Annotated in this window: 23 protein-coding genes; 17 read left to right on the top strand and 6 right to left on the bottom strand. The window is 37.9% G+C overall.

The window, feature by feature from the left end; all coding sequences use genetic code 11:
* Positions 1-179: 179 nt before the first annotated feature.
* Entirely contained in the window at positions 180-1,157 is a 978-nt protein-coding gene (locus ACQKMR_RS23865; protein WP_427699509.1) for a COX15/CtaA family protein, read from the bottom strand.
* 623 nt (positions 1,158-1,780) lie between these two features.
* Between ACQKMR_RS23865 and cyoE the strand changes: the two genes are divergently transcribed.
* The 7 genes from cyoE (at position 1,781) to ACQKMR_RS23830 (ending at position 8,702) form a co-directional block, all read left to right on the top strand.
* Positions 1,781-2,719 carry a heme o synthase gene (gene cyoE / locus ACQKMR_RS23860; protein ID WP_427699508.1) on the top strand — a complete coding sequence of 313 codons (939 nt, stop codon included), beginning with the start codon at positions 1,781-1,783 and terminating at the stop codon, positions 2,717-2,719.
* 269 nt (positions 2,720-2,988) lie between these two features.
* Positions 2,989-4,071, top strand: a complete 1,083-nt coding sequence (coxB, locus tag ACQKMR_RS23855) for a cytochrome c oxidase subunit II (protein WP_427699507.1) — start codon at positions 2,989-2,991, stop codon at positions 4,069-4,071.
* 24 nt (positions 4,072-4,095) lie between these two features.
* Positions 4,096-5,967: a cytochrome c oxidase subunit I gene (gene ctaD, locus ACQKMR_RS23850; RefSeq protein WP_427699506.1), complete on the top strand. Its 1,872-nt coding sequence runs from the start codon at positions 4,096-4,098 to the stop codon at positions 5,965-5,967.
* Positions 5,967-6,596 carry a cytochrome (ubi)quinol oxidase subunit III gene (locus ACQKMR_RS23845; RefSeq protein ID WP_098175429.1) on the top strand — a complete coding sequence of 210 codons (630 nt, stop codon included), beginning with the start codon at positions 5,967-5,969 and terminating at the stop codon, positions 6,594-6,596. Before ctaD ends, ACQKMR_RS23845 begins: the two co-directional genes overlap by 1 nt.
* Before the next feature lie 3 nt (positions 6,597-6,599).
* Complete coding sequence (gene ctaF, locus ACQKMR_RS23840; protein WP_056526510.1) at positions 6,600-6,935, top strand: cytochrome c oxidase subunit IVB; 336 nt, start codon at positions 6,600-6,602, stop codon at positions 6,933-6,935.
* A 150-nt stretch (positions 6,936-7,085) separates the two neighbouring features.
* Entirely contained in the window at positions 7,086-7,988 is a 903-nt protein-coding gene (gene ctaG, locus ACQKMR_RS23835; RefSeq protein ID WP_427699505.1) for a cytochrome c oxidase assembly factor CtaG, read from the top strand.
* Between the two features lie 252 nt (positions 7,989-8,240).
* Entirely contained in the window at positions 8,241-8,702 is a 462-nt protein-coding gene (locus tag ACQKMR_RS23830; protein WP_053345207.1) for a DUF420 domain-containing protein, read from the top strand.
* A gap of 112 nt (positions 8,703-8,814) precedes the next feature.
* Here ACQKMR_RS23830 and ACQKMR_RS23825 read toward each other — a convergent pair whose 3' ends face one another.
* Positions 8,815-9,177 (bottom strand): YugN family protein, encoded by a 363-nt coding sequence (locus ACQKMR_RS23825; RefSeq protein WP_053345208.1) that lies wholly within the window; start codon positions 9,175-9,177, stop codon positions 8,815-8,817.
* Positions 9,178-9,669: 492 nt separating this feature from the next.
* Here ACQKMR_RS23825 and ACQKMR_RS23820 point away from each other — a divergent pair, with 492 nt between their 5' ends.
* Positions 9,670-10,560 carry a CAP domain-containing protein gene (locus ACQKMR_RS23820; protein WP_427699504.1) on the top strand — a complete coding sequence of 297 codons (891 nt, stop codon included), beginning with the start codon at positions 9,670-9,672 and terminating at the stop codon, positions 10,558-10,560.
* A 37-nt stretch (positions 10,561-10,597) separates the two neighbouring features.
* Here ACQKMR_RS23820 and ACQKMR_RS23815 read toward each other — a convergent pair whose 3' ends face one another.
* Positions 10,598-11,089 carry a PaaI family thioesterase gene (locus ACQKMR_RS23815; RefSeq protein ID WP_427699503.1) on the bottom strand — a complete coding sequence of 164 codons (492 nt, stop codon included), beginning with the start codon at positions 11,087-11,089 and terminating at the stop codon, positions 10,598-10,600.
* A 134-nt stretch (positions 11,090-11,223) separates the two neighbouring features.
* On the opposite strand from ACQKMR_RS23815, the gene ACQKMR_RS23810 reads away from it, so the two are divergent.
* The 4 genes from ACQKMR_RS23810 to ACQKMR_RS23795 are packed head-to-tail and all read left to right on the top strand — an operon-like array spanning position 11,224 to position 12,916.
* Positions 11,224-11,655, top strand: a complete 432-nt coding sequence (locus tag ACQKMR_RS23810; protein ID WP_427699502.1) for a YlbD family protein — start codon at positions 11,224-11,226, stop codon at positions 11,653-11,655.
* 25 nt (positions 11,656-11,680) lie between these two features.
* Positions 11,681-11,923, top strand: coding sequence for a YlbE-like family protein (locus ACQKMR_RS23805; protein ID WP_427699501.1), 243 nt, complete (start codon positions 11,681-11,683; stop codon positions 11,921-11,923).
* Between the two features lie 60 nt (positions 11,924-11,983).
* Positions 11,984-12,406 (top strand): hypothetical protein, encoded by a 423-nt coding sequence (locus ACQKMR_RS23800; RefSeq protein ID WP_427699500.1) that lies wholly within the window; start codon positions 11,984-11,986, stop codon positions 12,404-12,406.
* A 60-nt stretch (positions 12,407-12,466) separates the two neighbouring features.
* Positions 12,467-12,916, top strand: a complete 450-nt coding sequence (locus ACQKMR_RS23795; protein WP_427699510.1) for a YlbF family regulator — start codon at positions 12,467-12,469, stop codon at positions 12,914-12,916.
* Positions 12,917-12,959: 43 nt separating this feature from the next.
* Here ACQKMR_RS23795 and ACQKMR_RS23790 read toward each other — a convergent pair whose 3' ends face one another.
* Complete coding sequence (locus tag ACQKMR_RS23790; protein WP_427699499.1) at positions 12,960-13,289, bottom strand: hypothetical protein; 330 nt, start codon at positions 13,287-13,289, stop codon at positions 12,960-12,962.
* Positions 13,290-13,426: 137 nt separating this feature from the next.
* On the opposite strand from ACQKMR_RS23790, the gene ACQKMR_RS23785 reads away from it, so the two are divergent.
* Positions 13,427-13,702 carry a YlbG family protein gene (locus tag ACQKMR_RS23785; RefSeq protein WP_402868136.1) on the top strand — a complete coding sequence of 92 codons (276 nt, stop codon included), beginning with the start codon at positions 13,427-13,429 and terminating at the stop codon, positions 13,700-13,702.
* Positions 13,703-13,756: 54 nt separating this feature from the next.
* Here ACQKMR_RS23785 and ACQKMR_RS23780 read toward each other — a convergent pair whose 3' ends face one another.
* Positions 13,757-14,146 (bottom strand): DUF7147 family protein, encoded by a 390-nt coding sequence (locus ACQKMR_RS23780; protein ID WP_057213494.1) that lies wholly within the window; start codon positions 14,144-14,146, stop codon positions 13,757-13,759.
* A 480-nt stretch (positions 14,147-14,626) separates the two neighbouring features.
* Between ACQKMR_RS23780 and rsmD the strand changes: the two genes are divergently transcribed.
* Both rsmD and coaD read left to right on the top strand, forming a co-directional pair.
* Positions 14,627-15,202 (top strand): 16S rRNA (guanine(966)-N(2))-methyltransferase RsmD, encoded by a 576-nt coding sequence (rsmD, locus tag ACQKMR_RS23775; protein ID WP_427699498.1) that lies wholly within the window; start codon positions 14,627-14,629, stop codon positions 15,200-15,202.
* The gene (coaD, locus tag ACQKMR_RS23770; protein ID WP_427699497.1) at positions 15,203-15,685 is read left to right on the top strand and encodes a pantetheine-phosphate adenylyltransferase; all 483 of its coding nucleotides are present in this window, start codon (positions 15,203-15,205) and stop codon (positions 15,683-15,685) included.
* Positions 15,686-15,736: 51 nt separating this feature from the next.
* Here coaD and ylbJ read toward each other — a convergent pair whose 3' ends face one another.
* Positions 15,737-16,957: a sporulation integral membrane protein YlbJ gene (ylbJ, locus tag ACQKMR_RS23765; protein WP_427699496.1), complete on the bottom strand. Its 1,221-nt coding sequence runs from the start codon at positions 16,955-16,957 to the stop codon at positions 15,737-15,739.
* Between the two features lie 312 nt (positions 16,958-17,269).
* Here ylbJ and ACQKMR_RS23760 point away from each other — a divergent pair, with 312 nt between their 5' ends.
* Positions 17,270-18,067 carry a patatin-like phospholipase family protein gene (locus tag ACQKMR_RS23760; protein ID WP_053345219.1) on the top strand — a complete coding sequence of 266 codons (798 nt, stop codon included), beginning with the start codon at positions 17,270-17,272 and terminating at the stop codon, positions 18,065-18,067.
* A complete protein-coding gene (locus tag ACQKMR_RS23755; RefSeq protein WP_427699495.1) occupies positions 18,057-19,082 on the top strand; it encodes a SepM family pheromone-processing serine protease in 1,026 nt (341 codons plus the stop codon). The genes ACQKMR_RS23760 and ACQKMR_RS23755 overlap by 11 nt, the downstream gene beginning before the upstream one ends.
* Positions 19,083-19,094 lie beyond the last annotated feature (12 nt).

The raw sequence follows: 19,094 nt of genomic DNA, 5'->3' as shown, positions 1-19,094 counted from the left end.
TAAATATTTTCTGTTCGGCAGAAAATTTAGCCATAAAAAAACACCCCGTAAATGTTAGTTTGGTGTCTAACATTTACGGGGCAGTTCAACTCGATTTTTATCGAGTTTGTCTACAGTCTGAAGCCATCATTCAGAGGAATGATGGCTTTTTTAGAATCTATTAATTGAAGAATCAGACATTAACGAGCGGGTATGGTTGGCGTTATGTCTGGCTGCTCATCTTGTCCGTTAACGGTATGTGTTGCACTGGCTAATGCATTTTTCTTGCTTCTAGAAGTCAGTAGCAATAAATAACTCATTACGCCAAAAAAGCAAGCTATGAACAATGCATGTGCCAATGCAATATATAAATTAAGTCTTGAAAAAATAATAAAGGCTCCAGCGGTAACTTGTAAAAAAACGAGAATGAATGCAGCAATCCAACCGCCATATATTACTTTTTGATGTTTGTAATGTTTATGTGCAATAAATGACACGTAAGATACCCAAATGAATATTGCTCCAGCAATGGCTCTGTGACCCATCTGAACCCATTCATAAAGGTTGGAAGGGAGTGCAGGGCTGTCATTTACACATAATGGCCAATCCTTACAGATTAAACTAGATTCTGTGTGTCTCACAAGTGCACCCGTATATACGACTATTAGGCTGAAAATCAATATGCCAATAATATGAAATCTCATCCGTTTATCAACTATAAGTTTTTCAGCTTCGAACTTCTTGTCGACTTCAAAAATCAAAAGTGTTAATAAAAAGACAGAAGCAAAGGAAATTAGTGATATACCAAAATGGAGAGCGAGAACGAAATCAGATTGTGACCAAAGAACCGCTGCTGCTCCAATAAGCCCTTGAAGAACTAGAAAACTAAAAGAAATAACAGATAAAAAGCGTGCTTCACGAATATGACCTATATTTTTCCAGGACATATAAGATAAAATTAAAACCATGAACCCTCCAGCACCTGAAACAAGTCGATGTGAAAGCTCAATAACTAATTCAAGCGTAATTTTGTCAGGGATCAATTGACCATTACACAATGGCCAGGACCTGCCACATCCCATGCCGGAATCCGTCTTTGTGACTAAAGCTCCACCAAGTAAGATGAAAAGCATTACAATCGTAGTTAAAACAGCAAACCATTTAAGAGACGATTTCACTAGAAGTCCCACCTTTTTCTCTGGAGCCAAATTAGTTAGTTCCATAAATTTCATACTTTGATAATAGCATAATGTATTGCATAAATATTTGTCGAACTTTCTTGATATTACACAAAATAGAATGATTTTACAAGTTCGGTTAATATTATACCTATTAATTAAAATGCCGGAAATAGTTGAAAGTTACAAGAGACTTTGATAGAAATAAAGGGAGTGTAAATCTTTAAGTAGGAGTAAAATAGAGATAGAGCCTAGGGGATGATGATAATAACTGACTATGTATGTTATTAATAAAAGACATGAAACAACAAGCAAACACAGTAAAACTCATGCGACACAAATTGGTCAAAAATTACCCAAAAAAATTTCACAAAAGCTTCCAAAAATGTGTTTTAATATATTGAAGAAATGATTTTACTAAATTTTACTGTTATTAAGCATGATATAAAGAATAAAAGTTCTCGAAGGATTCCATTGACAACGGTCATTGGTAAATAGTTTACTTTTTGTTTACGCTTCCTTGGTTACAAATATCGAAAAGTATGAAATAATGTTCTATAGTATCTGTAAGTAACTTTTTTTACATTTACGTCTTTGGTGAATGATTTAAAGGAGGAAAACAAATGTCAGAAACAAGGGGTATGTCAGAAGCTGTCATGGAGGACAGTAAAGCCGCCCTTCAATCGGATATACCGGAAACAACAGCTTGGAAGGATTTTCTCTCACTTATTAAAGTGGGGATTGTCAATTCAAATATAATTACAGCTTTTACCGGAGTATGGTTAGCCCTTCATTTTTCAGGGCTTAGCTTCTTAAGTAATCTTGATGTAGTGTTTTATACGCTTGCAGGCTCGGCGCTCATTATGGCAGGATCTTGCAGTTTTAATAATTACTATGATCGTGATATCGATCATTTAATGGAAAGAACGAAAAATCGGCCAACAGTAACTGGAAAAGTACAGCCTTCAAAGGTATTGGCACTAAGCTTTGGCTTGATTGCTGCTGGACTAATTTTACTCGCTTTGACTAATATGACAACAGCCATAATCGGTGCATTTGGCGTATTGGCCTATGTTGTCTTATATACAATGGTTTTTAAGCGGAGATTTGTCTCAAATACAATTATAGGCAGCATTTCCGGTGCCGTTCCTCCACTTATTGGTTGGGCTGCCGTTGATCCGGGTCTTGATACTATGGCTTGGGTTTTGTTCGCGATTATGTTCTTGTGGCAGCCTCCTCATTTTTATGCGCTTGCAATGAGACGTGTCGAGGAATACCGTGCAGCGGGAGTGCCAATGCTTCCAGTTGTAAAAGGATTCAAGGCCGCAAAAAGATCGATAATGTTATGGATTATTGCATTAATGTTTATTCCTTTCTTTTTAACACCTTTAGGAACTCCGTTAGTTGTTCTGGCTGCTTTATTGAGCACAGGTTGGCTTATTATAGGAATAAAAGGGTATAGAAAGAAAGATGATGTTAAATGGGCAACATCCATGTTTGTATATTCTTTAAACTATATGACCATTTTATTTGTAGCGATGGTTATTGTCACACTCATTTAGTATTAGTTAAATAATGTATCTTGCAGCCTGTTCCTTGACAGGCTGCAGCTTACTTATAAATAATTGTCCACTAACCGTCAACCATACATATAAACTAAGAACGCATCAAGAGAGTACTTCATAAGAGCGGTTACATGAGCCTATTTTAATAATTCCTTAGATTAGGGATTCTTTCTTTTTTTTAGAAATTGACATAGAGAGAATATTCGCAATTGCGCCCATTTTTATTTTTGTGAGAAAATTTTGACGAAAGAGGGGTTTCTGAAGCTATGAAAAAAAGGCTGCACAAATGGCGCCTAATTGCTTTGCTGGGTATTGTAGGACTTGTCCTTTCGGGCTGCGGCGAACCATTTCTATCCGCACTGAAGCCAGCTGGCAATGTTGCGCAATCTCAGTATGATTTACTGATATTGAGTACGTTAATCATGGTACTGGTTATTATTGTTGTGGTTATTTTGTTCGTTGTAGTGTTACTGCGCTTCCGCCGAAAGGAAGGCGACGAAACAATACCGAAACAAATTGAAGGAAGTCATAAACTTGAAATTATCTGGACTGTTATTCCTATCCTTCTTTTAATTGTTCTGGCTGTTCCAACTGTCGTCACAACTTTTGACTTAGCTGACACAAAAGCAATGGATAAGAAAGATAAGGATGGAAAGACGAAGGACGTACTAGTAGTGAATGTTAGGGCGAACCTTTATTGGTGGGAGTTTGAATATCCAGACCTTGGTGTTGTAACAAGTCAGGATTTGGTCGTACCAACTGACCAAAAAGTGTATTTCAATTTAACTGCTTCAGATGTTAAGCATTCATTCTGGGTACCGGCTGCCGGAGGAAAGATGGATACAAACACAGATGGAGTTAATCAGTTTTTCTTAGAATTCGATAGTAAAAAGGCAGAAGATTCGAACAATTTATTTTATGGGAAATGTGCTGAGCTTTGCGGACCTTCCCATGCTTTGATGGATTTTAAGGTGGTAACAAAATCTAAAACCGACTTTGAAGCATGGACTAAAGATATGAAGTCTGCAAAAGAACCCGCTGTTACTGGTGATTTAGCAAAACAGGGTGAAGACGTCTTTAACCAAAGCTGTATCGGTTGTCATGCGGTTACGCCTAATGACAGTAGACCTGAGGCTGCACGTCAAGCTCCAAATCTAGCTACATTTGGTGAACGTGAGAAAATAGCTGGAGTCTTGGATCATACTGAAGAAAATGTGAAAAATTGGATTAAGGATCCTGAGAAGTATAAACCGGGTAACACGATGACCGGTACTTACGGTGAACTTTCAGATTCGCAAATTAATGCACTAGCAGCTTATCTTTTAGAGCTGAAGGTGGAAGGAAAATAGAACATTGATTAAGGAGGTTAAATCGTGAGTACGTACGCTAATAAAAAAGGATTTGGCGCTACGATTTGGGATTATCTGACGACGGTAGACCATAAAAAAATCGCCATCTTATATCTTATTTCTGGCGGATTGTTCTTTGTGATCGGCGGTTTGGAAGCGATGTTTATTCGTATCCAGCTTGCAATCCCAAATAATGACTTTGTAAGTGCCGGATTTTATAATGAAATTTTGACCATGCACGGCACGACGATGATTTTCCTGGCGGCCATGCCGTTAGTATTCGCTGTAATGAATGCAGTTGTGCCATTGCAAATAGGGGCTCGTGATGTTGCGTTCCCATTTTTAAATTCATTAGGTTTTTGGTTATTTTTCTTTGGAGGTATATTTTTAAATCTTTCATGGTTTTTAGGGGGAGCACCTGATGCGGGCTGGACATCATATGCATCACTTTCATTGCACTCGGAAGGCCATGGTATTGATTTTTACGTCCTAGGATTACAGATATCTGGATTGGGAACATTAATTGCAGGGATAAACTTCCTTGTAACCATTATAAATATGCGTACGCCAGGTATGACCTACATGCGTATGCCGCTGTTTACATGGTCAACGTTTGTTGTTTCTGCATTAATATTATTTGCTTTTCCTCCACTTACTGTAGGATTAGTGTTAATGATGTTTGACCGGATGTTTGGCTCGAATTTCTTTGATGTAGCAGCTGGAGGTAATACGATTATTTGGGAGCATTTATTCTGGATATTCGGTCACCCAGAAGTATATATTCTGATTCTTCCGGCGTTTGGTATTTTTTCTGAAATTTTTGCGACATTCTCAAGAAAAAGATTGTTTGGTTATTCATCGATGGTATTTGCAACCGTTTTAATCGGTTTCTTAGGTTTCATGGTTTGGGCCCATCATATGTTTACCACTGGTTTAGGTCCTATCGCAAATGCAATCTTTGCGGTGGCTACCATGGCTATCGCTGTACCAACAGGTATTAAGATATTCAACTGGATTTTTACGATGTGGGGAGGAAGCGTCAAGTTCACGGTTCCAATGCTTTATGCAGTTGCCTTTATACCTACATTTACCATGGGTGGCGTAACAGGTATCATGCTCGCATCCGCACCTGCTGATTATCAATACCATGATAGTTATTTCGTTGTTGCCCATTTCCACTATGTAATTGTCGGTGGGGTTGTATTAGGTTTATTGGCTGGAATCAATTTCTATTGGCCGAAGATGTTTGGAACTATGTTAAATGAAAAATTGGGGCAGATCACATTTTGGACGTTCTTGATTGGTTTCCATCTAACATTCTTTATTCAACATTTCTTAGGGCTGATGGGGATGCCTCGTCGCGTATTTACATTCTTGGACAATCAAGGTCTCAATACAGGTAATATGATTAGTACCGTTGGAGCCTTCTTAATGGCATTTGGTGTCTTGGTAATGGTCATCAATATAATCATAACATCTGTGAAAAATGAAAAAGTAGGCAATGATCCATGGGGAGATGGTCGTACGCTTGAATGGGCTATTCCATCACCACCGCCATTTTATAATTTCAAACAACTTCCGCTTGTGCGTGGTTTAGATCCTTACTGGGTTGAAAAAATGGAAGGGAAAAAGGAAATGACTCCTGCAGAACCACTTGGAGACATCCATATGCCAAATTCATCTATTCTTCCTCTAACGATTGCTTTCGGTTTATTTGTAGCTGCATTCGGTGCTTTATATAATATGGATGATAAGACATGGACCCTACCTATAATCATTGTTGGACTTTTGATTACATTTGGTTCAATGTTAATCCGTTCCGTTAAAGACGATCATGGATACCATATTCATAAAGAAGACCTTATGGACGATAAAGATAAGGGAGGTAAGGCATAATGCAAGCAGATGAAAGATTCACGGATGCTACTTGGCCTGCTTCTCCCGAGAAAGCGACTTTAGAAGGTAAAAATAAGTATTTGGGATTCTGGTTGTTTCTTGGTGGAGAGACGGTATTATTCGCCTCACTATTTGCAACTTACCTTGCTTTAAAGGATAAAGTTCCAAATGGTGATGCAGCCCTAGCAAAAGATTTATTCGAATTACCACTTACTTTTGTTGCGACTATGCTGTTATTGACTAGTTCATTAACTAGTGTGTATGCAATGTATCATATGAAAAATAATCACTTTAAACAAATGCAGGCTTGGCTTGTGATTACGGTTGCACTTGGTTTTGCTTTCCTAGGTCTTGAGATTTATGAATTTAATCACTATGTTCATGAATATCATCATACTTTTACGAGTAGTGCGTTCGGCTCCGCTTTCTATACGTTAGTCGGCTTTCACGGAGGACACGTTGCTTTCGGTTTGATGTGGATCATTTCGCTGATGGTTCGTAATGCAAGAAGGGGCTTGAATTTATATAATGCGCCTAAATTTTATGTTGCAAGTCTATATTGGCATTTCATTGATGTAGTCTGGGTGTTTATCTTTACAGTCGTATACTTAATGGGAATGGTGGGATAACTGATGGCGAATGAACAATCAAATTCAGCGAACCCGAATGTCGATTTAAAATATCGCCGTAAGAAAAATGCTGAAGAGATGAAACATCAAGTGATATCATTTACACTTATGATTTTCTTTACATTAATTGCTTTTGCTGCAGTAGGAATTGAAGGATTTTCACATTGGTTCATTAAACCAGTCATTTTGCTACTGGCAGTCGTACAAGTGGTTTTCCAATTGTATTATTTTATGCATATGAAGCACAAAGGGCATGGTACTATTGCATTGTTTTTATTCTCTGGCCTTGCAGTCGGCTTAATAACTGTCCTCGTTTTCACAACGATTGTTTGGTTATAAACCATAAAGAAAATCGGCTATTGATTAATAGCCGGTTTTCTTATGTCTTGTTCATTTGTTAGGAAAATAATCCAAGTTTATCTATATTTGTTACTAAGTTTTATTTTAGGTATAATTGAAATAATAAAAAGTTTATGACGAGGTGATTTTTTGTCTATTGATATTTTCGGCTTTCGTGCTTTGTGGAGTCCATACTTTTTTGCCGCCCTCGTACTTATAACAGTTGGATATTTTTGGTTGGTGACAAAAAACAGAGGGAAGTTTCCGGGGAGTTCATCACTTTCCGTAAAGCAGGCAACTTATTTCTTATTAGCAATGTTCCTTCTTTACATGGTAAAGGGTTCCCCGTTGGATTTATTGAGTCATATCATGTTCAGTGCCCATATGTTTCAAATGGCTCTACTTTACTTGGTGATTCCACCATTATTTATCATTGCGATACCAGACTGGTTCTGGAGATCCTTTATAGGTTTAAGGAGAGTGAAACCATTATTTCAGTATTTCACGAAACCCCTCGTGGCTCTTTTACTATTTAATGTTCTTTTCTCGTTGTACCATATCCCGTTAGTTTTTGACTTTATTAAAACGGGGATTTGGATTCATGCTGGCTACACGGTGATCTTATTTACGACAGCAGTTCTGATGTGGTTTCCTCTCGTTAATCAACTTACAGAACAAGAAAGTCTATCAGGTGTTAAAAAAGTAGCTTATATTTTTGGCAGTGGTATTTTAATGACACCAGCTTGCGCATTAATCATCTTTGCTGATTATCCGATGTATGATACGTTTACGAATGCAGAATCATGGGCCAGTGCGATGGAGCTTTGCGTGCCTGCTTCAGCATTGTCCAATTTAACACTCAGTGGTCCAGAAATGTTTAATGGGCTGCCTTTGCTTGAAGATCAGCAGCTTGGCGGGGTACTAATGAAGGTTATTCAAGAAATAGTATTAGGATATGTTTTAGGAGTCATTTTCTTTGCTTGGTTCAAAAAGGAGAATGGAGAGCAAAATGGGATCGATCCGATTCCTTCAGAATTTCAGACCATAGAATAGTCGTATCATAAAAGACTTGTCTATTAACGGACAAGTTTTTTTATGATGTCATTGCCTTTGCATTGCTGTCTAACGAAGTCTTTAATAGGGAAAAGGGGTCGCCTTTTTTACAAATCGCAAAAGCTAGTGAGCAGACTTGGCTTTTCTATAAAAGTGAGCATTCTGTTAATAATCCTTGATTGTATTGAATTTTATGATTACCTCTTATAAAATGGTAGTTGATTAATAAATATAGAGAGGACTACAATTCTTATGTCTTTACCAATCCTTCCAACGATAAGTACAGCTTTCATTGTATTAAGTGCCATCACTGTTGCAATAGGCTGGTATCAAATTAAACAGCGCAAAATCGAGACCCATAAGAAGACAATGATGGTAGCTGCGGTTTTTGCGGTAATCTTTTTCACTATCTACCTTTCACGTACGGTCTTTATTGGTAGTACGTCATTTGGTGGACCTGATGACATTAAAATTTACTATACGATTTTTTTGATTTTCCACATAACACTTGCTACGACAGGAGCTGTTCTGGGAATTATTATGCTTACAACTGGGTTTAAAGGCAATTTTGCCATCCATAAAAAAATTGGGCCTACGACAAGTATTATTTGGTTTTTCACTGGAATCACAGGAGTAGCAGTTTATATTCTACTTTATGTCATTTATCATGGTGGAGAAACAACATCTTTAATAAAGGCAATTCTAGGGTTTTAAAACAAAGAAAAAGCCTGGTGCAAAAAAGCATCAGGCTTTTGTTATAGATATTAAAAAAAGAGAGAGCCTCTATAGACACCCTCTTTTTTACCGCACTTTTTGCTAAAGGCTTTTACAGGCCATTAAATTGTGTGAGTTCTTCTTTAATCTGAGCAAGGATTTTTTCACTTTGTTTCACTAATGAAGCAGGGAAGTCCTCTCCTTCGCCGTATTCAACGCCGTGTGGATAATAGTGTTTTCCTAATAGAGGAACCATTAGTTTGATGACGGCTCTGTGAGCGCCTACATCGCCTTCTGTAGCAAAGCCAAGTATTCGCAGGTAGAACGTGCCTTCTTTTATTTCAAATTTACGATCGTAACTAACTCTTTCGTAATCCCATTGTTCTGCACGTATTAAACCATATTGTGGCATTAGGTCATCTAGTCGGTTTAAGTCGGCTGTGATGTTCTCGATTCCAAAGCTTTCAAATTTCACGAGTAGTACCTCCTATGTTTACATTTGAGAATTAAAATGACATACCAGGAAAATGTTATGTACATAAAATATTTAAATAATTCTCCAGTATGTTTATAATATACCATTTTATCCTATATTTTATAATAGTACGAAATGGTGCAAGTTGCAATGAACTCAAACATGGTATTTTCATCATTCACAAAAGTTCCACTTTTTAATAATAAATTAATTGAAGTGGCATTCTATTGTAAATTAGAAAATTATGATTGAACAATGATATAATCAGGAAAGAAAGATGTGAGCATTGGATACATAAATTAGATAGAGAGAGGGAGTGTTCCTCTGCGCAGGTTAGGTAAGGTAACGGTATTAATTATTATTTTTTTTGTAATCGGTATTTATCTTAATATCGGCGGTGAAGATGAAAGTAATCCCCTAATTGATGGTAACAAAGGTGTTAACCCTAATGAACATATAAATCAGAAAAGTACTTCTTCTGAAAAAGAAGAGGTGACTGAAGCTACAGAAGGTTTGGCAGTTACAATTGGGAAAAATGCGAAAGAGATAGAAAAAGAATTCGGAGAACCTGATCGAATTGATATGTCCGCTTATGGCTATGATTGGTGGGTTTATAAAAAAGACTATAGTAATTATTTTCAATTAGCCATTGAAAATGAAAAAGTGGTATCTGCATATGGTATAGGTGATAAGGTTAATGTTGCGCCATTTAAAATCGGACAATCCATTGATGCCATCTATTCTAGTTTGTATGTAGAACCGACTGTTGATATTGAGGTTGGCGATAGTTCCTATCGTTTTGAATTGTCAGAGGAAGATATGAATATGAGGCCTTTGATTAAACTTGGGGATATTTATGTACAGTTGTATTTGGATAAATTCTCAGGAACGGTATCAAGTGTTCGGTTTTTGAATGATTCTACCCTTTTAAAACAAAAGCCTTATGAGTTGACCTACCGTGGTAAGCTTGTGATGGTTGAGGATCTTTCAGAGGAAGATTGGGGAAAGGTGGAGGAAGGCAATGGACAGCAAATATTCGATATTACGAATATCATGCGAAACAGATTTAGTTTGGAGCCTCTAGAATGGGATGAAGCTACAGCCGATGTTGCTTACCTTCATAGCCGTGATATGAAGGATGCTCCTGAAGGAACTCACGTTTCTGAAACAAAAGGGGATTTGGAAAAGCGTCTGAACGCAGGTCACGTTAAATACAGCGCAGCAGGGGAAAATATCGCTACCAATTATGTTGATGCAGCGGCAGTCATGGAAGGCTGGCTAAATAGTAAGGGCCATCGGGATGCAATACTGAATGAGGAATTTACGGATTTGGGTGTAGGGGTATATAAAAAGTATTATACACAGAATTTCATAAGAAAATAAAAACGGATCCCTAGTGGGCTCCGTTTTTATTTTCTTATTATTTCATTTTCAAGATGAAAAAGTTGCCTGTCGATACCGCGCAAAGTTCGCCATCATCACGGTATACCTTTCCTTCGACGATAATCGTTTTATTGCCTCTATGTATTAACTCACACTTACATGTTAAATGATTACCAATAGCGGGTTTTACATACCGAACTTGTATATCTGTCGTTACTGTAGCGTACCCTTCTGAAACTGTTGAGTTAGCAAGAATTCCCATACCTGAATCTATCAAAGTAGCAATCATTCCGCCGTGAGTAATATGCAATTCATTGTGCACAAGTGGTGTGTTAGGCATGGTCATTGTAAGTGAGGTATGGCTTACATCCTTATTTAACTGCAATAGGCTTGAAATATAGGAATATTTCTTTTGTTCTCTTTTTGCCTGTAATCCTGAGATTATTCCCGATAAAACGGCTAACTCCGTTTCATCTGCTGACTTTGCCAGTTTTTGAAAGTCTTCTACTAAATCCCTGAAATCTATCATGAAAATCCCCCCTCATTTTCTAATATTATACTATAAGGAAATGCAATAAAATTCGGAATAGAAATGCCATGCACTTTTTATTTCATTTTTGCATATGGTGAACATAGGCGATGTTTTAGTGTGAGGTGAGAGTAATGGCAAAAAAAAAGCGCCCCTCCGTCGATGGGTTTCGGGAGTTTGTCAAGGAGCATCCTTATTTAGTAAATGAAGTGAGAAACAAGCAAGCAACATGGCAGGAACTTTTTGAAGAATGGTACTTACTCGGTGAAGATCATCCACGCTGGCAGGCTGACGGCAGCTTGAATGAATCTATAGTGAAGTCTGAACCTCAATCACAGTCAGAAAAGGGCGATCAAAGTACGGAGTTGATAGGTTCGTTAATGAGTGCAGTTAAAAATATGGATATGGGTCAGATACAACAATATATTACAAATGCCAATCAGGCCATTGGGGCAATACAGGGAGTTCTATCGGCTTTCCAAGGGAATAAATCAGGTGGTGATTCCACTCCGCCCCCGAAGGACAAAGGGCAAAGAGCGAATCCATTTATATTTAACAAAGATTAAGTAGCGAAGAGGAGGGGGACTTTTCATGCGGCAGAATGTATATGAATTCATTCAAACAAGTGAAGATATGCGTAATTACTTGAGGGTTCAACCTGCATGGTACAAAAGGTTAATGCGGAATCCTCATGAAGTGGACTTATTCGAAACAGAAGCGAAATACTATTTTGAGAAGTCGATTCCACATCGGGTTTCTAAATTTTCGGAAAGCGTTCAGGTTGCTTCCATGATGCTTCATATGTTTCAAGCGATGAATACTCCAGGAGAATGAAGAAAAAAAGAGTAAATTACTCCTTTTGGCGAACAATAAAGGCAAAAGGGGGACGATGATATGAAAAGGTTCATTATGGTTCTAACAGTGTTGATGGCAGCGACAGGTTGTGGAAAGAAAATACCGGAACCTGAAAATTTAGAAGCAATACAAGAAGTTTCTAACTTAAAAGCTGCCACCACTGTATCAACCGTCCGAAATTTGGATGAGGACTTTCAGGTGAAAACTTTTGTGAAAGGGAACTCTGTATATGTTGAATGCTATCTAAAGGATTATGGTTTTTCTGAAACAAATCCCAAACAATTGGCAACTGTGGCGGTATCTATTGATAATCAAAAGAAAAAAAATATGCGAACAGCGGCTTTTATTTTAAAGGATGTTCCAAATGGCATGCATAAGATTAAGCTGGAGATTTTGAATGGTGCAGGTAAAACAACAGGATTGCAAAAAGAGTTTGAGGTACATATCACTTCCTCTATTTAATCAAACCATTAGCATATGAAAGGAAGAAATGCTAAAATGATGGTGGAGGTGAGCTTGTTTATGCTTGCTACTATGGAAATTATCGACATTTTACAACAGGCTGATGGATTAGCTGAAGTTATCCTTCAATCTGAAATAGGAGAAGAATATCTCCTTAGTTTATATAAATTACAGAGCGACAAAGATGCACAGCAGAAGATTTCAAAGTTTACCTCTCTAAAGGATCTGTTTGAAGATGTTCAAAGGTTCGGTAAATATCATCCGGACTACAAACGTATCAATTTAGAGACTAGAGAAGCCAAACGAGATATGGATATGCATCCTACTGTTGCCCAGTTTAAGAGGGCAGAGACGGAATTGCAATCCGTACTTGACGAGATCAGCGGACGAATTGGCCGGGCAGTTTCTGAGCAAGTTAAAACCCCTGCGGGAAATCCATTTTTTGTATCTTCAGGTGGATGCTCAACCGGAAGCTGCGGTACCGGTGGAAGTTGTGGTTGCTCAGCTTAATAGGAAAAAGCCTGGTCCTTCCAGGCTTTTTTTTATAGCAGTGTTAACTTCGAAACAAGATACAGTCCGGGCAGAGATTCCCGCAGCAAAACATCTTTTGTTGTGGTACATAAAAACGATGGCGAAAAACATATAATTGGTTTTCCTGCCGGACAAAAACGGTTTCACAATGGAGTTGCTTGCCGCGCATTGAACGGCTTGAAGCTTTTTTTATTAAGAGAAAGAGATTATTTTTTTCGTTTTCCTTTTCCTTCAGAGAATAATGAATATATATAAATGGAATGCCTGTAATTTTCTTTACCGAGGCTTGGATTATCTCTTCATTATCTACTAGATGTCCGATAAATTGATTCCAGATTTGGTCTAAATCCATATTTTTTCGGCTCCTTTCGTATTATTTATATTCATAATAGTAAGAGAATTTAGTTTATAATCTTTTTTTCTTGGTTGAAAGTACAGATTCTGCTATGCTAAACTTAGTTAAAACCTTTATAAAAGGGAGTTATTAATATGCTTGGAGCGAGACAAGGAATTATCGTCTATTTACATACATTAAAACAAGCCAAAATGCTTAGGAAATTCGGGAATATCCATTATGTTTCAAAAAAATTGAAATATGTAGTCCTTTATACAAACATGGATGAAGTCGAACCACTGGTAGAAAAGCTGAATAATTATTCGTTTGTAAAAAAAGTGGACCTATCTTATAAGCCTTTTTTGAAAATGGAATTTGAAAACTCCAAACCAGATAAAGCGAAAGAATATGATTATAAAATGGGAATTTAAAAAAAGCTGACTCATGCGGAGTCAGCTTTTTTAATTCGGGACATCTATTTTTCTTTAACCTAATGGAGGCAGATATCTATTCATTCGCAATATACCAATCAAATGCTGATAGTATAACTCGATTTCTGCAAAGAGGACGGAAGATTTTACATCGATTTCAATAATGGATTTATCTAGTTCCTCTGCTAATTTCTCGAAAAGCTCATAGCGTTTGTTTACGGTAACATGAGGGTTCGGAATTCCTTCACGGCAAATATAAAGCGGTTGGAATTTCCCTGGATCTGTAGGCTGCATTACAATAACTAATGAAGTCACCTTTTTATCATTTATCGTAGTGTGCAGAGCTAAAAGCCTTGCAACACGATGCTTTTGATTGCGTCCTACTTCAAGCAGCTCATATATATCAGAATATCCTTGTCCAAGTTCAATAAAACGTTGAATCAATTAAACCTCTCCTAACTAACTTATTATTCATTACTTTATCATTTTCTCCTATAAAAGAGAAGGACAATTTCATTGTCTAATCATGACAAAGACCCATGAGTAATGGAGGTTTATCAAAAAAAAAGCCCTGCAAAAATCTGCAGGGTCCTTCTATGTCTAACTTAGGACTAGAAGGCAAAGGGAGAGGAGAAACCGGAGGAAGAACTTATGGGGAAACGTAAGCCTTCTCCGCGGTTGGCAACAACACCTAATAAGGAATGTTGTTATTCACATTATTGCCAAAAACAACTTAATTATTCAAAATGTAAGAGATTTATAAAAAGAATGGATGAAGAATAGGTGACTTGTAATTAGGTGTAGGAAAATATAATTTGATGTTTGCATTAGGAAGAAGGAATTGACTTTTATTATTGGCTAGCTTTTTCTAATATGTTAGGATAGGAAAGTAACAGAAATTTGTCATAAAATGTGGTGAGAATGATGAGGGTCGTTTCTGGAATTTGTAAAGGAAGACCACTAAAGGCTGTACCGGGAACAGGAACCCGGCCGACTACGGATAAAGTGAAAGAATCCATTTTTAATATGATTGGTCCTTATTTCGAAGGCGGGCTCGTGCTTGACTTGTTTGCTGGTAGCGGTGGACTAGGAATTGAAGCATTAAGCAGGGGCATGGATAAAGCCATATTTGTAGATCGAGACTTTAAAGCAAATCAAACGGTTAAGGCAAATTTGGAAATATGTAAGTTTTCAGAACGTGCAGAGGTTTACAAAAATGATTCAGAACGTGCATTGAAAGCTTTGGTGAAAAGGGGAATAACTTTTCAATTAGTCTTTCTTGATCCACCTTATAAGAAACAAAAGCTTGTGGATTTACTTGAAGAAATACATAAAAACCGATTGCTAAGCGATACGGGGTATATTGTTTGTGAGCATGGCCATGATGTTACATTGCCTGAGCAAGTTGGCGATTTTACTGTTAAGAGAAAAGAAGTTTATGGTGTCATTGCTGTTACGATTTATCATTGGGGGAACGTAAACGAACAGGGGGAACTATGAATGTCAAAAATAGCGATTTGTCCGGGAAGTTTTGATCCAATCACATTTGGTCATCTTGATATCATTCAGAGGGGAGCGAATGTGTTTGATGAGGTATATGTGGTCATTGTGAACAATTCAGCAAAAAATTCATTGTTTACGGTAGAAGAAAGGCTGGAGTTAATTACAGAAGCTACGGCTCATATGCAAAATGTTAAGGTGGATTTCTATCAGGGACTGACAGTCGACTATGCTGAAAGCGTTTCCGCGAATGCGATTATCCGAGGATTAAGGGCGACTTCTGACTTTGAATATGAAATGCAGGGAACTTCAATGAACCGTTTCCTGAACAATAACATAGAATCGTTCTTTATCATGACAAAAAATCAATATTCTTTCTTGAGCTCAAGTATCGTGAAAGAGGTTGCGAAATATGGCGGTGATATTTCTGAACTAGTGCCTCCTGTTGTACAGAAAGCCTTGACTAAGAAGTATAAGCAATAAAAAGAATAGAAAAAAGAGCATTGTCGACCTAGCCAATGCTCTTTTTTCAATTTAAGAAAGGCCTTTGAATAATCGTTTGGCAAATATCATGATGTAAAGGGTTAAAAAAGCAAGGGTTAACAACGGACCGAAATCAAGCATATTCTGATAAAGAGAGCTTGCACGTTCACCGGTCAATCCGCTGACTGGGAAGGCATTGAATGGGTTACCGCTGTAATTATTGCCTTTATATAATGGCTCCCATAGCAAAACAGTGAAAATGGAAGCAAGAAAACCATGTGCTATTCTAGCTAGAAAAAATGGCTTGAACCGAATGTCTGTTGCAGCTATAATACTGGCTACCTGCGCTTGAATGCTGAATCCATTGAAAGCTAAGATGAAACTTGTCAGTATTGTCTGCTGAAGGAGGCTCGCATTTTCGACTGAACTGGTTAATTTTGAGCCAAGAGTCATTTCAAACAACCCTGAAATGAACGGGAGGCTTAAAGAATCAGGGAAATTCATAATATGCAAAATTCCTCCGATCCACGAGGCTAGCAGTCCGGTAATATTCATATGAAATAAAAGTTTATTGACTACCGAAAAAAGAATGATGAATCCACCAATCATTAGAAGAGTTTGAATGGAGGATAGAACAGCATCTCCAAGCAAACTTCCAAATGGTCTCTTTTCTTTTAGCCGAGTTAGATGCATCTGCCTAAATGCTTGTCTAATGGAAGGTAGTTTGGTAATTTCTTTCGATGGGGACTTTTCCTCATTCCAACGGTAAAAGCGCATTAAAATTCCTACACAAAAATTTCCTAGGTAGTGGGAGAGTGCAAGGATGATACCTAATTGAGGATTATGGAAAAACCCTACAGCTACGGCAACAAACAGGAATAATGGATTTGATGAATTAGTAAAGCAAACGAGTCTTTCAGCCTCAATGCGGGTCACCTGTTTCTCTTGACGAAGCCTTACGGTGAATTTGGCTCCGGCTGGAAACCCGGAGGCAAGTCCCATCGCCCAGACAAAACCGCCCACTCCGGGTACTCGAAATAAAGGGCGCATGAACGGCTCGAGTATGACTCCAATGAATCTCACAACACCAAAACTGATTAATAACTCTGAGAAAATTAAGAAGGGTAGGAGAGAAGGAAAAACAATTTTCCACCACATATTCAGCCCACCTTTGGAAGCTTCAAAAGATTCCTGGGGGAAGATGATTAAGCCAACTGCCATCATCGTTACGGTGATAGCTAATATTACTGTTTTAGATTTTGATTTAAGCAAAGTTCAGCCTCCTCTTGAAGGGATACTAAATAAGGGCAGTTCATTTCGTCTGTATAAAATACGAACTTTCTTTCTCGAAAAGTAATGCACAGTATGGGTTATCGATTGTTAAAACGTGATAAAATGAAGATACTAGGTACAAGAAATGACTGTAATATTTCAATTTCATTACATTGGGAGTCTGTGTTCGTATTACCATGCTTGTTTCACTGTCAATATAAACAATATGCTTCTATAAATCTGTTTAAGACCATAACTTTGTATGAGTGTTATTTCAATATTTTGAACTTCTTACAGAGAGGGGGGATTTCTTTGTCAAAACCAAAGATTGGGCTTGCACTTGGGTCTGGAGGAGCAAGAGGCTTTGCCCATATTGGCGTGATAAAGGTGTTGAAGCAAGAGGGAATACCGATTGATATGATTGCTGGAAGCAGCATGGGGGCGATGGTTGCTGCCTTTTATGGCGCAGGTTCAGATATTGAGAGGCTTTATAAGCTGTCGAGGGCATTTAAACGAAAATATTATTTAGACTTTACGATACCTAAAATGGGTTTCATTTCGGGTAAACGGACAAAAGATTTAATTAGGGTATTTACATATGGAAAGAAATTTGAAGAACTGGATATTCCTGTGGCAGTGGTTGCTACGGATATAAAAACTGGAGAAAAAGTCATTTTCCAGGAAGGACCTATTGCTCCTGCTGTCAGAGCAAGCATCTCAATTCCAGGCATCTTCATTCCGGAAAAAATCGGAAATAGACTTCTTGTCGATGGAGGCGTTGTTGACAGGGTTCCTGTTTCTGTAGTGAAGGATATGGGAGCGGATATCATAATAGGAGTAGATGTCGCTCATGTTAAACAAGATATGGAGATAAACTCTATCTATGATGTTATCATGCAAAGCCTCGATATCCTTCAAATGGAATTGGTTAAAAGTAGAGAGTTTGCCTCAGACGTCATGATCCGTCCTAGGGTTGAGAAATACAGCTCGAAATCATTTACAAACATTCAGGAGATAATTAGTATTGGAGAAGAAGCTGCAAGAGGAAAGATAGATCAAATTAAGCAAAGCATTGTTACTTGGAAGGAGTCATTTGAAGATGAGCCGTAAAATGTATGTACGCACTTTCCTGGTGGCCGCTATACTTCTGATAGCATCTGCTCTTTATTCGTTACCTTATTATGTGTCAAAACCAGGAATGGCTAAAGAATTAGAGCCAATTATTAAGGTTTCCGGTGGTGATGAAGCGGAAGGTAGCTTTATGCTGACCACAGTAAGGATGGGCAAGGCTAATATTTATTCCTATATGCTGGCAAAGTGGAGTGATTATCAGGAGATTTATCCGGAGACATCGATTCGTAGCGAGGATGAAACAGAAGAAGAATATAATATTAGGCAGTTGCATTTAATGGACGGTTCTAAAAATAATGCAATCAAAATAGCTTATGAAAAAGCAGGGAAAGAAGTGGATTACGAATACTTAGGTGTATATGTTTTGGACGTGCTAAAAGGAATGCCAGCTGCTAAAGAATTGAAGGCGGGCGACCAAATCATTCAGGTGGATAATTTGAAATTTAAGTCTGCAGAGGAATTCATGGATTACATTAATGGGAAAAAGGCTGGAGACGAAGTTGAATTAGTGTATAAGAGAGAAGAGACAGAGAAAACAGCTCTTCTCTCGTTGCAGCATTTTAAAGATGATCCAAGCAGGGTTGGGATAGGCATTTCTCTCGATGATAATCGAAGGGTCACAACGAAACCTGCCATCGCCATAGATTCAGAACAAATAGGCGGTCCTTCAGCTGGATTGATGTTTTCTTTGGAAATTTATAATCAATTAACAGAGGGAGATCTCACAAAAGGTTACGATATTGCGGGGACAGGAACGATGTCAGATGATGGAACAGTCGGCCCGATAGGAGGAATTCAGCAAAAAATTGTCGCTGCCGATAAATCCGGAGCGGAAATTTTCTTTGCGCCAAATGAAAACGGAGCAGCTGGTTCAAATTATGAAGACGCATTGGTAGTAGCAAAGGACATTGAATCAAAAATGAAAATTGTCCCGGTTGATAATTTTGATGATGCGTTGGATTACCTAACGAAATTAAAGGAAAAAGGAGAATAAAAAAAGCGCAAG

Source organism: Peribacillus sp. NPDC096540 (assembly GCF_050278525.1).
In the GTDB taxonomy this organism is placed as follows: Bacteria; Bacillota; Bacilli; order Bacillales; family DSM-1321; genus Peribacillus.
Note: the sequence above shows the minus strand (reverse complement) of the source record. Positions and strands in the feature narration are given on the sequence as shown.